Here is a 12411-nt window from a genome sequence, read left to right as displayed (position 1 = left end):
CATCAGGCCGGACGCGAAGCGGCCACCGTCGCCGCCCCGTCACCGAGGTATGCCGGGCTCGGGCCCCACCCGGTGACCACGACGTCAGCGCCCGGCTGTTGGTCGCGACTCCCACTCCGCGCAAGGAGGACCACACGCATGTCCAGACCGCGAGCACCGTCGTCGCCCACCCCCTACCCGCTGTGGGGACCGCGCGCACGGCCGGGGCATCCCGGGCCGCATACGCGGACCATCCTGACGTTCGCCACAAGCCCCGCCCTCGCGCTCGCGCTGGCCCTCGGATTCTCCGGAGTCGCGGACGGCGCTCCCCTGCCGAAGCGCGACACCAGTGGCCAGGTCACCGGGCCGGTCGCCATCGATGTGGAGGCAGTCCGCGTGGGCAACTGCTTCACCACGGATGACGATCTGAAGCAGTACGAAGGCGCAGAGGGCGGCGACGCCTCCACCGAGGTGCGCCTCGTGTCCTGCGACGTGGCTCACGAGGGGGAGGTGTACTCCGTCTTCAGCCTGCAGGACGGTCCTTACCCGGGCAAGAAGAAGATCGTTTCGATCGCCGACGAAAAGTGTGGAGACGCGGCACTCGACGCCTACACGGGCGCCGCCGCAAAGCTCCCTGAGAAGTTGAAGGGGTACTACTTCTATCCGAGTGCCGACACCTGGGACGTCGGCGATCGCAAAGTCGTCTGCTTCCTGGGCGACGCGACCGGTACGAGCACCGGCTCGGTCCGCGCCTCCGGTTCCTGAGCCCCGCTCCGGACGTCGATGACACACCCGACGGCGACGGCTACACGGCCCCCGGCGGATGCCGGGGGCCGTTCGTCAGTAGCCGTCGCAGACAGCCTGGTTACGGCAGGTTCCTCGCCATGACGATCCGCTGAACCTGATTCGTACCCTCATAAATCTGGGTGATCTTGGCGTCGCGCATCATGCGCTCGACCGGGTAGTCACGGGTGTAGCCGTAGCCGCCGAGCAGCTGGACGGCGTCCGTGGTGACCTCCATCGCGATGTCCGAGGCGAAGCACTTGGCCGCCGCGCCCAGGTAGGTGAGGTCGGCGTCGCCGCGCTCCGAGGCGGCCGCGGCCTGGTAGGTCAGGGCGCGGGCGGCGGAGACCTTCATGGCCATGTCCGCGAGCATGAACTGCACGCCCTGGAAGTCGCCGATCGGCTTGCCGAACTGCTTGCGCTCCTGGACGTAGCCCTTGGCGTAGTCCAGCGCGCCCTGCGCGATGCCGAGCGCCTGGGCCGCGATGGTGATGCGGGTGTGGTCCAGGGTCTTCATGGCGGTGGCGAAGCCGGTGCCCTCGGCGCCGATCATGCGGTCCGCGGGGATGCGCACGTTGTCGAGGTAGACCTCGCGGGTCGGGGAGCCCTTGATGCCGAGCTTCTTCTCGGGCGCGCCGAAGGAGACGCCCTCGTCGCCCTTCTCCACGACGAACGCAGAGATGCCCTTGGAGCGCTTCTCCGGGTCGGTCACGGCCATGACCGTGTAGTACTCGGAGACGCCCGCGTTGGTGATCCAGCGCTTGACGCCGTTGAGCACCCAGAAGTCCCCGTCGCGCACGGCGCGGGTCTTCATGCCGGCGGCGTCGGAGCCGGCGTCCGGCTCGGAGAGGCAGTACGAGAACATGCCCTCGCCCTTGGCGAGCGGGCCCATGTACTTCTTCTTCAGCTCCTCGGAGCCGGAGAGGATCACGGGCAGGGAACCCAGCTTGTTGACGGCCGGGATCAGGGAGGAGGAGGCGCAGACGCGGGCCACCTCCTCGATCACGATCACGGTGGCGAGCGCGTCGGCGCCGGCGCCGCCGTAGCTCTCGGGTACGTGGACGGCGTGCAGGTCGTTGGCGACCAGCGCGTCGAGCGCCTCCTGCGGGAAGCGGGCCTCCTCGTCCACCGCGGCGGCGAACGGGGCGATCTTGGCCTCGCAGAGCGCACGGACGGACTCGCGGAGCATGTCGTGCTCCTCGGCCGGGCGGAACAGGTCGAACTCCGACTTCGCAGAACCCGCCAAGGTTTCTCACTCCCCAGGGTGACGCTAACTACCGTTAAGTAACCCAAAGCTTAGTGTCAGGCCCCCGGCAGGGATACGTGACCTGCACGACAGGTCGCGCACCCGTGAGGAACCCGTACCGGTACATCTGGGAACGTCCCCCCACCCGGGCGCGACTATGCTCGGTGGCCGCACAACGGCCCGCCGCACGTTTGGAGCACCCATGGCCCTCAAGATCACCGTGATCGGCACCGGCTATCTCGGCGCCACCCACGCCGCCGCCATGGCCGAGCTGGGCTTCGAGGTGCTCGGCCTGGACATCGTCCCGGAAAAGATCGAGATGCTGGCCGCGGGCCGCGTCCCGATGTACGAGCCGGGCCTGGAGGACCTCCTGGCCGCGCACGTCGCGGGCCTGCCGGGCTCCACGGGCCGGCTGCGCTTCACCACGTCGTGGGAGGAGGTCGGCGCCTTCGGCGACGTCCACTTCGTCTGCGTGAACACGCCGCAGAAGCACGGCGAGTACGCCTGCGACATGAGCTACGTCGACTCGGCGATCGACTCGCTCGCCCCGCACCTGACCCGCCCGGCCCTGGTGGTCGGCAAGTCCACCGTCCCGGTGGGCTCGGCGGACCGGCTGGCCGAGCGCCTGGCCGCGGCCGCCCCGGCGGGCCCGGAGGTGGAGCTGGCCTGGAACCCCGAGTTCCTGCGCGAGGGCTTCGCCGTCCAGGACACCCTGCACCCCGACCGGATCGTGATCGGCGTACGCGGCGAGCGCGCCGAGAAGCTGCTGCGCGAGGTGTACGCGACCCCGATGGCCGGGGGCTCCCCCCTCGTCGTGACCGACTTCCCGACCGCCGAGCTGGTCAAGACCGCCGCGAACTCCTTCCTCGCCACCAAGATCTCCTTCATCAACGCCATGGCCGAGGTGTGCGAGGCCGCGGGCGGCGACGTGGTCAAGCTCGCGGAGGCCATCGGCTACGACGAGCGCATCGGCGCGAAGTTCCTGCGGGCCGGGATCGGCTTCGGCGGCGGCTGCCTGCCCAAGGACATCCGGGCCTTCATGGCCCGCGCGGGCGAGCTGGGCGCGGACCAGGCCCTCACCTTCCTGCGCGAGGTCGACTCGATCAACATGCGGCGCCGCGGCCACATGGTCGAGCTGGCCCGCGAAGCCGTCGGCGGCTCCTTCCTCGGCAAGCGCGTCGCCGTCCTCGGCGCCACGTTCAAGCCCGACTCGGACGACGTGCGCGACTCCCCGGCGCTCAACGTCGCCGGCCAGATCCACCTCCAGGGCGGCCAGGTGACCGTCTACGACCCCAAGGGCATGGCCAACGCCCGCCGCGTCTTCCCCACCCTGACGTACGCCGAGTCGGCGACGGAGGCGGTCGAGGGCGCGGACGTGGTCCTGCACCTGACGGAATGGCGCGAGTTCCGTGAGCTGGACCCGGCCACGCTGGGCAAGGCAGTCGCGGACCGCCTGATCCTGGACGGCCGCAACGCCCTCGACCCCGACGCCTGGCGCGCGGCGGGCTGGACGTACCGCGCAATGGGCCGCCCGAAGGCCTGACCGCCGGACATCCGCTGCCACCAGCCGTCCCGACAGCTGGTGGCAGCCCGGACTCAGGCTCGATGCCGTCGAAGGGACACCCGGTACGCCTCAGCGGATTCGAGGACAGCAGCGTCCGGGTCCCGCCCACGGCCGCGGGCGGCAACTTCCAGCTCGTACCACCCTGGCCCAGACGTCGACAGAACCTGAAGATCCAGCCGTGGCCCGCTGACGACCGACTCGATCCGCAGGTTGCCGGTGGGCGACCAGACCAGCACCGTCGCCGCCTCCTCCCACTCCCCCGACGAGTCCGGCGAGCCACCTGTGCGCACCTCCACCTGCACGTTGCCGGTGTTGATACCGGTGCGCACGATGGCCCCTGCCGACATGGGGGCGATCAAGCTCCCGGACCAGTCCGCGCTCTCGATGGGTACCTCTCCGTCGTCGAAGATCCCGAAGATGCCCTCGTTGATGAAGACCAGGCCCCGGTGGTACGTCATCACCGCTCCTCATGTCGTCCGGCGCAGCTGCCGCCAGGCGAGGCAATCACCGGCTGGGCCGACTCCGAGCCCTTCACGTCCGGCTGGCTCCGCAACCGGCCGATCGAAGGTCAGGCAGGTTCACCAGCTGCGCTCGCAACCGCACGCGACCACGAGACGGTCACTTGCGGCTGTGGCACCAGACACCGTCTCGGCGTGGGCCGGGCCGGCGGTGGACAGGAAAACACCGGTCAATGCGGCGGCGAGTAGGGCAGATGCACGTAACTTGCCGAAGATGGACATGAGTTACACTCCTTGGTTTACGCTGTAGGCACTGCTCGCTCTGGTAGAGCCATTCGCAGCCGGCCAGGTTCCCGTCGCCCCGGACTGGTCTTAAGCGGCCGGAGGCGTCCAGTCGGCGGGCAGGCCGGACTGCGTGAGCACGTCCGCGAGGCTGTAGTGATCGCGATCGGACACGATCCGCCCACACCGCCCGCGTTCGATGTCGAGCTGGGTGGTCATCGGCACGGCGAAGCCCTTGGGCGCGCCCTTCAGGTGCCCGGAGTACACGGTCCGCACGGTGATCCGGTCACCGTCACGGCGGGCACTGCGCACGCTGACGTGCACGTTGTCGATGAGCCGGTCGGCACGGGCCTTCCACCCGGAGATCTCCTCCCGCCCCCGGAAGGTGGCGCCGACGGCCTCGTCGATGTACGTACCGTCAACCGTGAACAGCGCACCCAGCGCCCCGGCATCGGCACCGTTCCAGGCGCGCGCCCAGTCGGCGACGATCCGCGGCGGCGCGGGCCGCCCGGCGGCTTGGGCACTGGTCACGGTCCCGGCGCCGAGGGCGGCAACGGCGACCAGCAGGGTCAGGGCGCGGCGGGGTCGAAGCGTCATGGGGACTCCTTCATCGAGCGGATCGGCGTACGACCCCACACTCACGCCGGACCCTGTCCACTTCCCACCCCCGCCACCTGTCCAGCGCTGTCCACGCCCGTCCACCGCCGGATCTACCTCGGCGGGTCCTCGCCCGTGAGGCCGTCGACGGATTCGCGGATGAGATCGGCGTGGCCCGCGTGGCGGGCGTACTCCTCGACGAGGTCGAGGAGGATGCGACGGAGGTTGGGGCGTTCGCCGCTGCGCGCGGTGTACGCACCCAGCTGCTCCAGTCCGCCCTCGCCGAGCGCCTTGCCGACGATGGCGCGGGAGCGGGCGACCGACTCCTGCCAGAGGGCGAGCAGTTGCCCGGGGGTGTCCTCGGCGGCGGAGCGGTAGTCCCAGTCGGGAGTGCTCTCCCAGTCGACGGCGTCCCAGGGCGCGCCGACGGGAACGGCGAGCCACAGCCGGGCGAAGTGGCTGTCCTCCACATGCGCCAGGTGCTTGAGGAGGCCGCCCAGAGTGACCTCGGACGTGCCGAGCGTGGCCCGCATGCCGGCGGCGTCCAGGCCGGAGCACTTCCAGGCCAGCGTGGCCCGTTGGCGTTCGAGAGCCCCGAGGATCGCCGCCGCCTCGGTACCGGCGAGCGGAGGCTCCGGCCACGGATCGAATGTCATCGCAGTCATACGACCCGACCGTAGCGAAGGGTCAGAGCCCCTGCCCGGCCTTGAGCCGCTCGATCTGCCGCAGAACAGGCTGCTCGGCAAGGCGGGGGTACGGCTCCCTCCCCGTCCCCACCATGTCGACGATGCACGCACCGACCCGGGCCACGATGCGGTCGAGGATCTCGGCGGGCGCGCTGTGAACGGTGATCCGGATCCGGATCGTGTCCTCGGGGAACCCCGCCCCGTCGAGCTCCTCGTACCGCACGGTCGCCGTGTTGCCGTCGGAGCTGTCCGTGGGGCAGGCCGCGAGGGCCGAGCGCAGCCGCGCGAAGGTCGCCTCCGCATCCGCATGGGCCGCCAGGAAGGTCATCTGCGGCTGCCCGGGCTCGTCCGAGGGGAGGGCCTGGGTGATCGCGGCCTGGGCACCCCGTTGGCCGAGCAGGGCCCACATGGTGGCACACGGGGTTTCCCCCTCACCGACGGGCCGCAGCTCCGCCGGGTGCACGTCCCGAACCTCGCCGGCCCCGCCCGGCTGCCGCACCATCTCCCGCAACCGGGCGGTGTCCGGAACGGCAGCCGCCGTTCCGGAGGGCTTCCCGACCGGAGCGCGGTCGTCGGCCGGACCGCCCGTACAGCCGGCGAGCAGCAGACAGGAGGCCAACGGAACAGAGACACGGCGCATGAACATATGAGGAGCCCCCGGAATCGAGCGGATCAGGCGATCCGCCCCGCACTGTAGAGGTCCCCCGCTGCGCGACCACCACGGGCCCCGCCGCTCGAGGAGTACATGACCGCGCCGCGCGGCGACAGATCGTAGGGAAGGCGCTGGGTAGTAGAGCGGAGTTGAGTGGCGTGGCCGGGAGGCTTCATGCGTTCCTGCGATAGGTCATGAACCAGTGGGTGTCGAAGTAGTGGGCCATGGTGAAGGGGTGGTCCTTCTCAAGGAGGATGCGGCAGACGAACTCTGCGGTTGAACAGGCGAAGGGGACGTTCTCGCCGTCGAACGTCCGTATGGTGACGGGCCAGTGGTCAGGGTCTCCGTCGTCAATCTGCCAGCAGTACAGATTCTCGTGCTCGGTGCCTGCCCAGACGAGCAGGCCGTCCTCCTTCCAGTTGGTCCACGGTTCCTGGTTCAGACAGAGGTACGCGTCGAAGGCGCCCTCCCCGAACGTCTCCACCATGCGCTTGTAGTCGCGGGGAAGACGCGTGCCCATGCGCGCCTCGACCTGCGCCCAGTCGATGTCCGGTCGCTGGGGCGGCAGGATCCAGCCGGTGATGCCGATGAGCCGCTCGACCCAGTCTTCGTCCTGGCCGGCGATCCCCGCGGGCAGCACTTGGATCTGCCGCGGGGTGACCGCCAGCACCGGCACGATGTCGCCCTGCGCATCCAGTGCAGTACCCGCGCCGAGCCACACTCCCCCATAAGCCCAGGCCACCACCGTCTCGGCACGGTCTTCGAGGAGGTCGAGGAGATGTGTGCCATGAACCTCGCTCACGCCCATGGCCATGACGCCCTCCAGGACCAGGGCCCGTGGTTCCCCGTGACGGGAAGCCAGCTTCTCGACCAGCGCGTGCGGGTCGACGTCCTGCGAGATATACAGAACCCCGCTCGGACCGGGGATCCGGTCCAGCAGGTCGTCGAGCATCGAGTGAGTGAACTCCATGGGGAACAGGAAAGCGCACCCCACTGACAAGGGTCCGAGGTCGGGCAGTTCCTCTCCCGATGCGGCATGCCGAGCCCGGTACCCGGGGAGTCGGCACCCTCGCGACCCCGCGCGGTCACCCACCTGCCGACGTCACGTCAGGCGACTCCGCCACCCTTGGTTCGGCAGAAGGAGTCCGCATTGTTCTTCCTCAAGCAGACGGTGAGCGTCAGACGCTCCCCGGAGCGATGAAGCCCGCCGCAAGTACGCCGTGGTGTGCAGCGTCTGCGGCCCGGTCGGCGACCCGCACGGCCTCTGAGCTGGGTGTCCAACCTCGGCCGTTCACCCGGCCCGCTGATCTTGGTTCGTTCCCGGGACAGCAGGGCGGCCGTTCTTCACGCTTCGAGGTGTCGAGCAACGTCGCGTGAAGGAACGGCCGCTGGTGAAGAGTCCTCTTTTCTCGGCGTCCGGCGATCGTCTGGGGCTGATACCTGCACCACATGCTGATCAGAGCAGCTCAGGGAGCGGTCAGGCGGTCGGCTCGGCCGTCAGGATGGCGAGGAGCCCGGGGAATCTGGTCTCGATGTCGGCTCGACGCAGGCCCGCCATCCGGCTATTGCCCCGGTCGACCTGGTGGATCAGGCCGGCCTCTCTCAGGGTGCGGAAGTGATGGGTCACCGTCGCCTTGGAGACCGGCAGCGAGAAAGAGGCGCACGTGCGCGCAGTGCCTTCGGGGGCAACGGCCAGCTCGCGCACCACTCGGCGACGCAGGGGGTCGGAGAGCGCGGACAACACCTTGCCGAGCTCGATCTCCTCGACGGTCGGATGACCCTCGTCATCGGGCATGGTGGCGACCTCCTCCCTTAGGTATGGATTGGATCTTACCTCCGGCGACTGTTAGCGTCCGGCAGGTACGAATCCAGTCGTACCTATCTGTGGGGGAGAAACCCGATGGACCAGCTCGTCACACTCATTGGCGTCGCCCGCCCCAAGCCCGAACGCGCCCAAGAACTCATGGGGCTGCTGCTCTCCTTCGTCGAGCCCACCCGTCAGGAGCCGGGCTGCCTGGAGTACCACTTCCACGAGGACCGCGAGGAGCCCGGCGTCTTCGTGTTCTACGAGGTGTGGCGCAGCCAGTCCGACCTGGACGCCCACCTGGCACTCCCGCACCTGCGGGACTTCTGGGAGCGTCGGATGGACTACCTGGCCACCGATCTGGAGATCCGCTTCGTGGACATGCGCAGCCCCCACGGCCACTAGCCGTTCAGCGCGGCCATCAGCCCTGGACGGCCGCCGGCCGCCGGCCGCCGAGAAAAGAGGAGCGCGTAGCGATCTCACGCGCCCCTCGGCTTCCCACAGTGCGGGCGTCCGGGGCCGGGCTTGGAGCCCCGTGTCCGCGCCGGTGCTCGGCCGTGAGCGTCAACTCGACCAACGACGTCACCGGGCCGTCCGAGCACAGCACCGCGTCGGTCAGCTCGAAGAGCGCATCCGCCCGGGTGCAGAGGCGCGGCGTCAGCGGACTGTTCAGCAGCGCAACTCTTCACCAGCGGCCGTTCCTTCACGCGACGTTGCTCGACACCTCGAAGCGTGAAGAACGGCCGCCCTGCTGTCCCGGGAACGAACCAAGATCAGCGGGCCGGGTAAACGGCCGAGGTTAAACACCCAGCTCAGAGCAGGTGATCGGCCTTCCCGGCCTTGATGTCCCGGATCAGCGCGCGGAGCGCATCCCCACTGTCGCTGAGGTAGACGTCCTCCTGCCCGGCGACGGCGATGTAGCTGTTGCCGTCTGCGTCCATCCCGACGCGGTAGCAGCTCGCGCCTTCGCCGCAGAAGGCGTCTTCCCAGGTGATGTCTGCCATCGGTTGCCCCTCACAACAAGTGGTCGGCCTTCCCGGCCTTGATGTCGCGGATCAGCGCGCGAAGCGCGTCCCCACTGTCGCTGAGGTAGACGTCCTCCTGCCCGGCGACGGTGATATAGCTGTTGCCCAGCTCATCGGTCCCGAAGCGGTAGCAGTTGTTGCCCTCGCCGCAGAAGGCGTCTTCCCACGTGATGTCCACGAGTGCTCCTCAGAGGTCGTTGATGACGGCCTGGATGACGTCACGGGATGCTTCCGGTGACAAGGCTTCCTTGCGCAGCCACTCCAAGTGGCTCCAATACTTGGCCAGCTGGCTCTCGGCATGTATGAAGCCGGGGCCGTGCGCAGAGTCGAGCTGCACCGTATCCAGGAGCCGCACCGGTCCCGCCGCGTACAGCAGCGCGTGGCCGGCGCCGGGAAAGCTCCCGAGCTCGAAGGGCAGCACCCGCAGCGTGATGTGCTCCTGTTCGGACTGCTCGTTCAGGTGGACGAGCTGACGCCGTGCCGCCGCCCTCCCGCCGAACTGCATGCGCAGTGCTGCCTCGTGCACGAATCCGACGTATCCCGTCGCATGGCCCGCATGCAGGACCTGCTGCCGCTCCCGTCGAAGTGCGACACGCAATTCGACTTCCAGGCGGGGCAATTCCGGCAGCACCGCATCGAAGATCGCTCGGGCATAGTCCTCGGTCTGCAACAGGCCCGGAATGTGAACGGTCTGCGCGGTGTACAGGAACTTGGCGTGCCATTCCAGTTCGGCGATGTCGAGCATGCCTGCCGGGAGCCGGCCCCGATATTCGTCCCACCATCCCCGCGACCGCGTCTGCGCCATCTCGACAAGTGCATCGACGTAAGCGGCGTCCGTACAGCAGCAGTTGCTCGCCAGCGTGCGCAGCCGGTCAGCGCTGAGCGTCCGTACGCCGGACTCGATGTTCGAGATCTTGCCGCGATCGAGCCCCAGCAGGCCGGCAGCGGCATCCGTCGTCATACCTGCGGCGGTGCGGATGCGGCGCAGCTCGGCGCCCAACCTGACTTGACGGTACGTCGGGGCGGTCCTCGGTGGCATGCATGCAGTCTGCCGTGACCCGCCCCCGGATCCAAGGTGATGGAATTACCACCACTCCTGTGGCGTACACACCACCATCTGTCCTACCGTTAGTGACACAGCCTTCACCCAACGGAGTTGAAGCGCATCGGCACCCCCATGCCCGAACGTGCCGACAGGCCACGCCTCCCCCACCGCAAGGAGTCAGCGATGTCCCTCACGGTCTGCGGAACCCCGCCCACCTCCCACACCCCGCCCTCCCCGTACACACTCAGCTACAGCCTGACCCTCCCCGGCCAGCCGTACAGCGCGGGCGTAGCCCGTGACGCGGTCCGGACCGTGCTCCGCACCCACCACCTGGCCCCGCTCATCCCCGTAACGCAACAGGTCACGGCCGAGCTGATGGCAGCCGGCTGGCACCACAGCCCCGGCGAGGACCTTTACCTCAGCCTCCGCTACCGCGACGACTCCCTCCGCGTGATCGTCTACGACTCCCACGCACCCCACACCCAGCCCCGCCTCGCCTCACTCTGCGAGGCCCGCCGCCGCTCGCGCCTCCGCGTCCTCGCCGCACTCGTCAAGGACTGCCGGGGCGACTGGGGCTTCGGCCCCGCCCGGGAACCCGGTGGCGGCACCCGGAGCTGGGCCAGGCTCCCCGCCAGCCCTGCCGGCCCCTCCAGCCCCGCCGGCCCCGCCGGCCCGCAGGCCGCCGGACGGCCGGAGCGCGTAGCGATCTGAGGCGCCCCGACCGAGGGAGCCGCCTCCGGGACCCGGGCCGGTGGTGGCGAGCCTGCCCGGACGAGGGCCGACACGGCTGCCCCGGTGCCGCTGGACCCCTCCCCCTGCCACCCCTTCGGTGCCTGCCCGACAGGCTGTTGGCTGGCGGGACGGCGGACGGAGTCAAGGGTGGAGCGCAGCGGAATCGCGAAGCGACGCGACCGGAGGGAGCGCCCTTGACGCCGGCCGCCGGCCCGCTCGGACAATGGACTGGCGGGCAGACACCGCCGTCCACGCACCCCCGGCCAGCGGGGACGTACGTCCACGCCCACCCGGACACACCGCCACCCGCCCGACCTCGTTGGGCCGGGCGAGTAGCGGTACGTGCGGCGGCGTCACGCCTTGCGGTGGTGCGCCGCTCTCGACGTGAACTCCGCGTCACGCAGCACCCGCTGGGCGTTGTCCCACACCAGCAGCGCCAGGTCCGCCTCCGGCCAGCCGCGCTCCATGAGTTCCGCGATCAGACGGGGGTAGCCCGAAGGATCGGTCAGACCCGCCGGATGCCCGTTGCCCGAGTCGGCCCCGAAGGCCGCGCCCAGCCCCACACAGTGGGGACCCGCCACCGAACGGACATGGTCCAGGTGATCGGCGACCGCATGCAGCGAGTCACCGGTCTGGTCGGCGGCGAACGTCACCATCACCAGCCCGTTGGCCGCCCGCAGGGCAACAAGAACCTCGTCCGGAACATTCGCCGGATGCGGGGTCAGCGCCGCCGCAGCCGTGTGCGAGATCACCACGGGCGCCCGCGACGCACCGGCGATCTGACACGCCACCTCCGGCCGGCACGCGGTGAGGTCGACCAGCATCGCCAGCCGGTTCATCTCCCGGATCACCTCGTGCCCGAAGGCCGTCAGCCCCTCCTGCGCCCAGGCCGCACCGGCCGGGGCGAGACTGCGTACCCCCAGCGTGTGGAAGGCGCGCAGCGTACCGAGCGCGTCGGTCAGACACGACCCGTTCACGGGCCCCAGGAACGACGCGATACGCCCACGGTTGCGCGCGTCCGCCATGTCGTCGGCGTTCAGCGCCAGCCGCATCTCGTCGGGGTAGCGCCCGATCATCTGGTGCGCGAGGTCGATCTGTTCCAGGGTGTCGGCCACCACCCGGTCGCCGACGGACGACGTCAGCAGCGACCAGAACTGTGCGCCCACGGCACCCGCCCGCAACCGCGGAAGGTCGGTGTCCGTGTCGTGGTACGGCATCTGACGCAGCGTCCAGGCAAGGGTGTTGCACCCGTCCGCGACGGGATGCTCGGCCAGCAGCGCGGCGGCCCGCTCCAGGGCGCCGGCCACGACGGGGCCGGAAACTTCGGGCACTCCCACGGCGGGGAGGCCGGCCTCGGATTCATCCTGCAGGTCAGCCATGACATTCGCTCCGGTCTCGGCGGCAGATGCAGCAGGGAAACGAGAAAGCGGAAAGCTGTTGCCACGGTGCCATGCGGGGCGCTGGGGTTCTCGGCGGGTGTGGCATTCGGGTGGCGGACGCCACGGACGCCGCTTCGCGCAACGAAGAGGGGCGGCCCGTCCGGGCCGCCCCTCCGCCG

At 69.7% G+C, this 12411-nt stretch carries 16 protein-coding genes; 4 read left to right on the top strand and 12 right to left on the bottom strand.

What is annotated here, in order from left to right:
* Positions 1–138 precede the first annotated feature (138 nt).
* On the top strand, positions 139–744 hold the full coding sequence (locus tag ACZ6KO_RS25560) for a septum formation family protein (RefSeq protein ID WP_469306313.1): 606 nt from the start codon (positions 139–141) through the stop codon (positions 742–744).
* A gap of 100 nt (positions 745–844) precedes the next feature.
* Here ACZ6KO_RS25560 and ACZ6KO_RS25555 read toward each other — a convergent pair whose 3' ends face one another.
* The gene (locus ACZ6KO_RS25555; RefSeq protein ID WP_469306366.1) at positions 845–1951 is read right to left on the bottom strand and encodes an acyl-CoA dehydrogenase family protein; all 1107 of its coding nucleotides are present in this window, start codon (positions 1949–1951) and stop codon (positions 845–847) included.
* A gap of 259 nt (positions 1952–2210) precedes the next feature.
* Between ACZ6KO_RS25555 and ACZ6KO_RS25550 the strand changes: the two genes are divergently transcribed.
* On the top strand, positions 2211–3551 hold the full coding sequence (locus ACZ6KO_RS25550) for a UDP-glucose dehydrogenase family protein (protein WP_469306312.1): 1341 nt from the start codon (positions 2211–2213) through the stop codon (positions 3549–3551).
* Between the two features lie 53 nt (positions 3552–3604).
* Here the strand turns inward: ACZ6KO_RS25550 and ACZ6KO_RS25545 are convergent, their stop codons facing one another.
* The 7 genes from ACZ6KO_RS25545 to ACZ6KO_RS25515 form a co-directional block, all read right to left on the bottom strand.
* Positions 3605–4030 carry a hypothetical protein gene (locus tag ACZ6KO_RS25545; protein ID WP_469306311.1) on the bottom strand — a complete coding sequence of 142 codons (426 nt, stop codon included), beginning with the start codon at positions 4028–4030 and terminating at the stop codon, positions 3605–3607.
* A 120-nt stretch (positions 4031–4150) separates the two neighbouring features.
* On the bottom strand, positions 4151–4312 hold the full coding sequence (locus ACZ6KO_RS25540; protein WP_469306310.1) for a hypothetical protein: 162 nt from the start codon (positions 4310–4312) through the stop codon (positions 4151–4153).
* A 90-nt stretch (positions 4313–4402) separates the two neighbouring features.
* A complete protein-coding gene (locus ACZ6KO_RS25535) occupies positions 4403–4909 on the bottom strand; it encodes a nuclear transport factor 2 family protein (protein WP_469306309.1) in 507 nt (168 codons plus the stop codon).
* A 113-nt stretch (positions 4910–5022) separates the two neighbouring features.
* On the bottom strand, positions 5023–5574 hold the full coding sequence (locus ACZ6KO_RS25530; RefSeq protein WP_469306308.1) for a DinB family protein: 552 nt from the start codon (positions 5572–5574) through the stop codon (positions 5023–5025).
* A gap of 22 nt (positions 5575–5596) precedes the next feature.
* Positions 5597–6235, bottom strand: a complete 639-nt coding sequence (locus ACZ6KO_RS25525) for a hypothetical protein (RefSeq protein ID WP_469306307.1) — start codon at positions 6233–6235, stop codon at positions 5597–5599.
* Between the two features lie 184 nt (positions 6236–6419).
* On the bottom strand, positions 6420–7199 hold the full coding sequence (locus tag ACZ6KO_RS25520) for an SMI1/KNR4 family protein (protein ID WP_469306306.1): 780 nt from the start codon (positions 7197–7199) through the stop codon (positions 6420–6422).
* A 525-nt stretch (positions 7200–7724) separates the two neighbouring features.
* Positions 7725–8042 (bottom strand): ArsR/SmtB family transcription factor, encoded by a 318-nt coding sequence (locus ACZ6KO_RS25515; protein ID WP_469306305.1) that lies wholly within the window; start codon positions 8040–8042, stop codon positions 7725–7727.
* A gap of 105 nt (positions 8043–8147) precedes the next feature.
* Here ACZ6KO_RS25515 and ACZ6KO_RS25510 point away from each other — a divergent pair, with 105 nt between their 5' ends.
* On the top strand, positions 8148–8456 hold the full coding sequence (locus ACZ6KO_RS25510) for a putative quinol monooxygenase (protein ID WP_469306304.1): 309 nt from the start codon (positions 8148–8150) through the stop codon (positions 8454–8456).
* Between the two features lie 407 nt (positions 8457–8863).
* Here the strand turns inward: ACZ6KO_RS25510 and ACZ6KO_RS25505 are convergent, their stop codons facing one another.
* The 3 genes from ACZ6KO_RS25505 to ACZ6KO_RS25495 are packed head-to-tail and all read right to left on the bottom strand — an operon-like array spanning position 8864 to position 10115.
* On the bottom strand, positions 8864–9055 hold the full coding sequence (locus ACZ6KO_RS25505) for a hypothetical protein (protein ID WP_469306303.1): 192 nt from the start codon (positions 9053–9055) through the stop codon (positions 8864–8866).
* 10 nt (positions 9056–9065) lie between these two features.
* Positions 9066–9254, bottom strand: coding sequence for a hypothetical protein (locus ACZ6KO_RS25500; protein WP_469306302.1), 189 nt, complete (start codon positions 9252–9254; stop codon positions 9066–9068).
* A gap of 9 nt (positions 9255–9263) precedes the next feature.
* Complete coding sequence (locus ACZ6KO_RS25495; RefSeq protein WP_469306301.1) at positions 9264–10115, bottom strand: helix-turn-helix domain-containing protein; 852 nt, start codon at positions 10113–10115, stop codon at positions 9264–9266.
* A gap of 189 nt (positions 10116–10304) precedes the next feature.
* Here ACZ6KO_RS25495 and ACZ6KO_RS25490 point away from each other — a divergent pair, with 189 nt between their 5' ends.
* Positions 10305–10832, top strand: a complete 528-nt coding sequence (locus ACZ6KO_RS25490) for an ATP-binding protein (RefSeq protein ID WP_469306300.1) — start codon at positions 10305–10307, stop codon at positions 10830–10832.
* A gap of 374 nt (positions 10833–11206) precedes the next feature.
* Here ACZ6KO_RS25490 and ACZ6KO_RS25485 read toward each other — a convergent pair whose 3' ends face one another.
* On the bottom strand, positions 11207–12232 hold the full coding sequence (locus ACZ6KO_RS25485) for a membrane dipeptidase (protein WP_469306299.1): 1026 nt from the start codon (positions 12230–12232) through the stop codon (positions 11207–11209).
* Between the last annotated feature and the right edge of the window lie 179 nt (positions 12233–12411).

This window comes from Streptomyces sp. NPDC042102, from assembly GCF_055582305.1.
The sequence above is the reverse complement of the archived record's forward strand: the minus strand, read 5'-3'. Positions and strand labels throughout refer to the sequence as shown.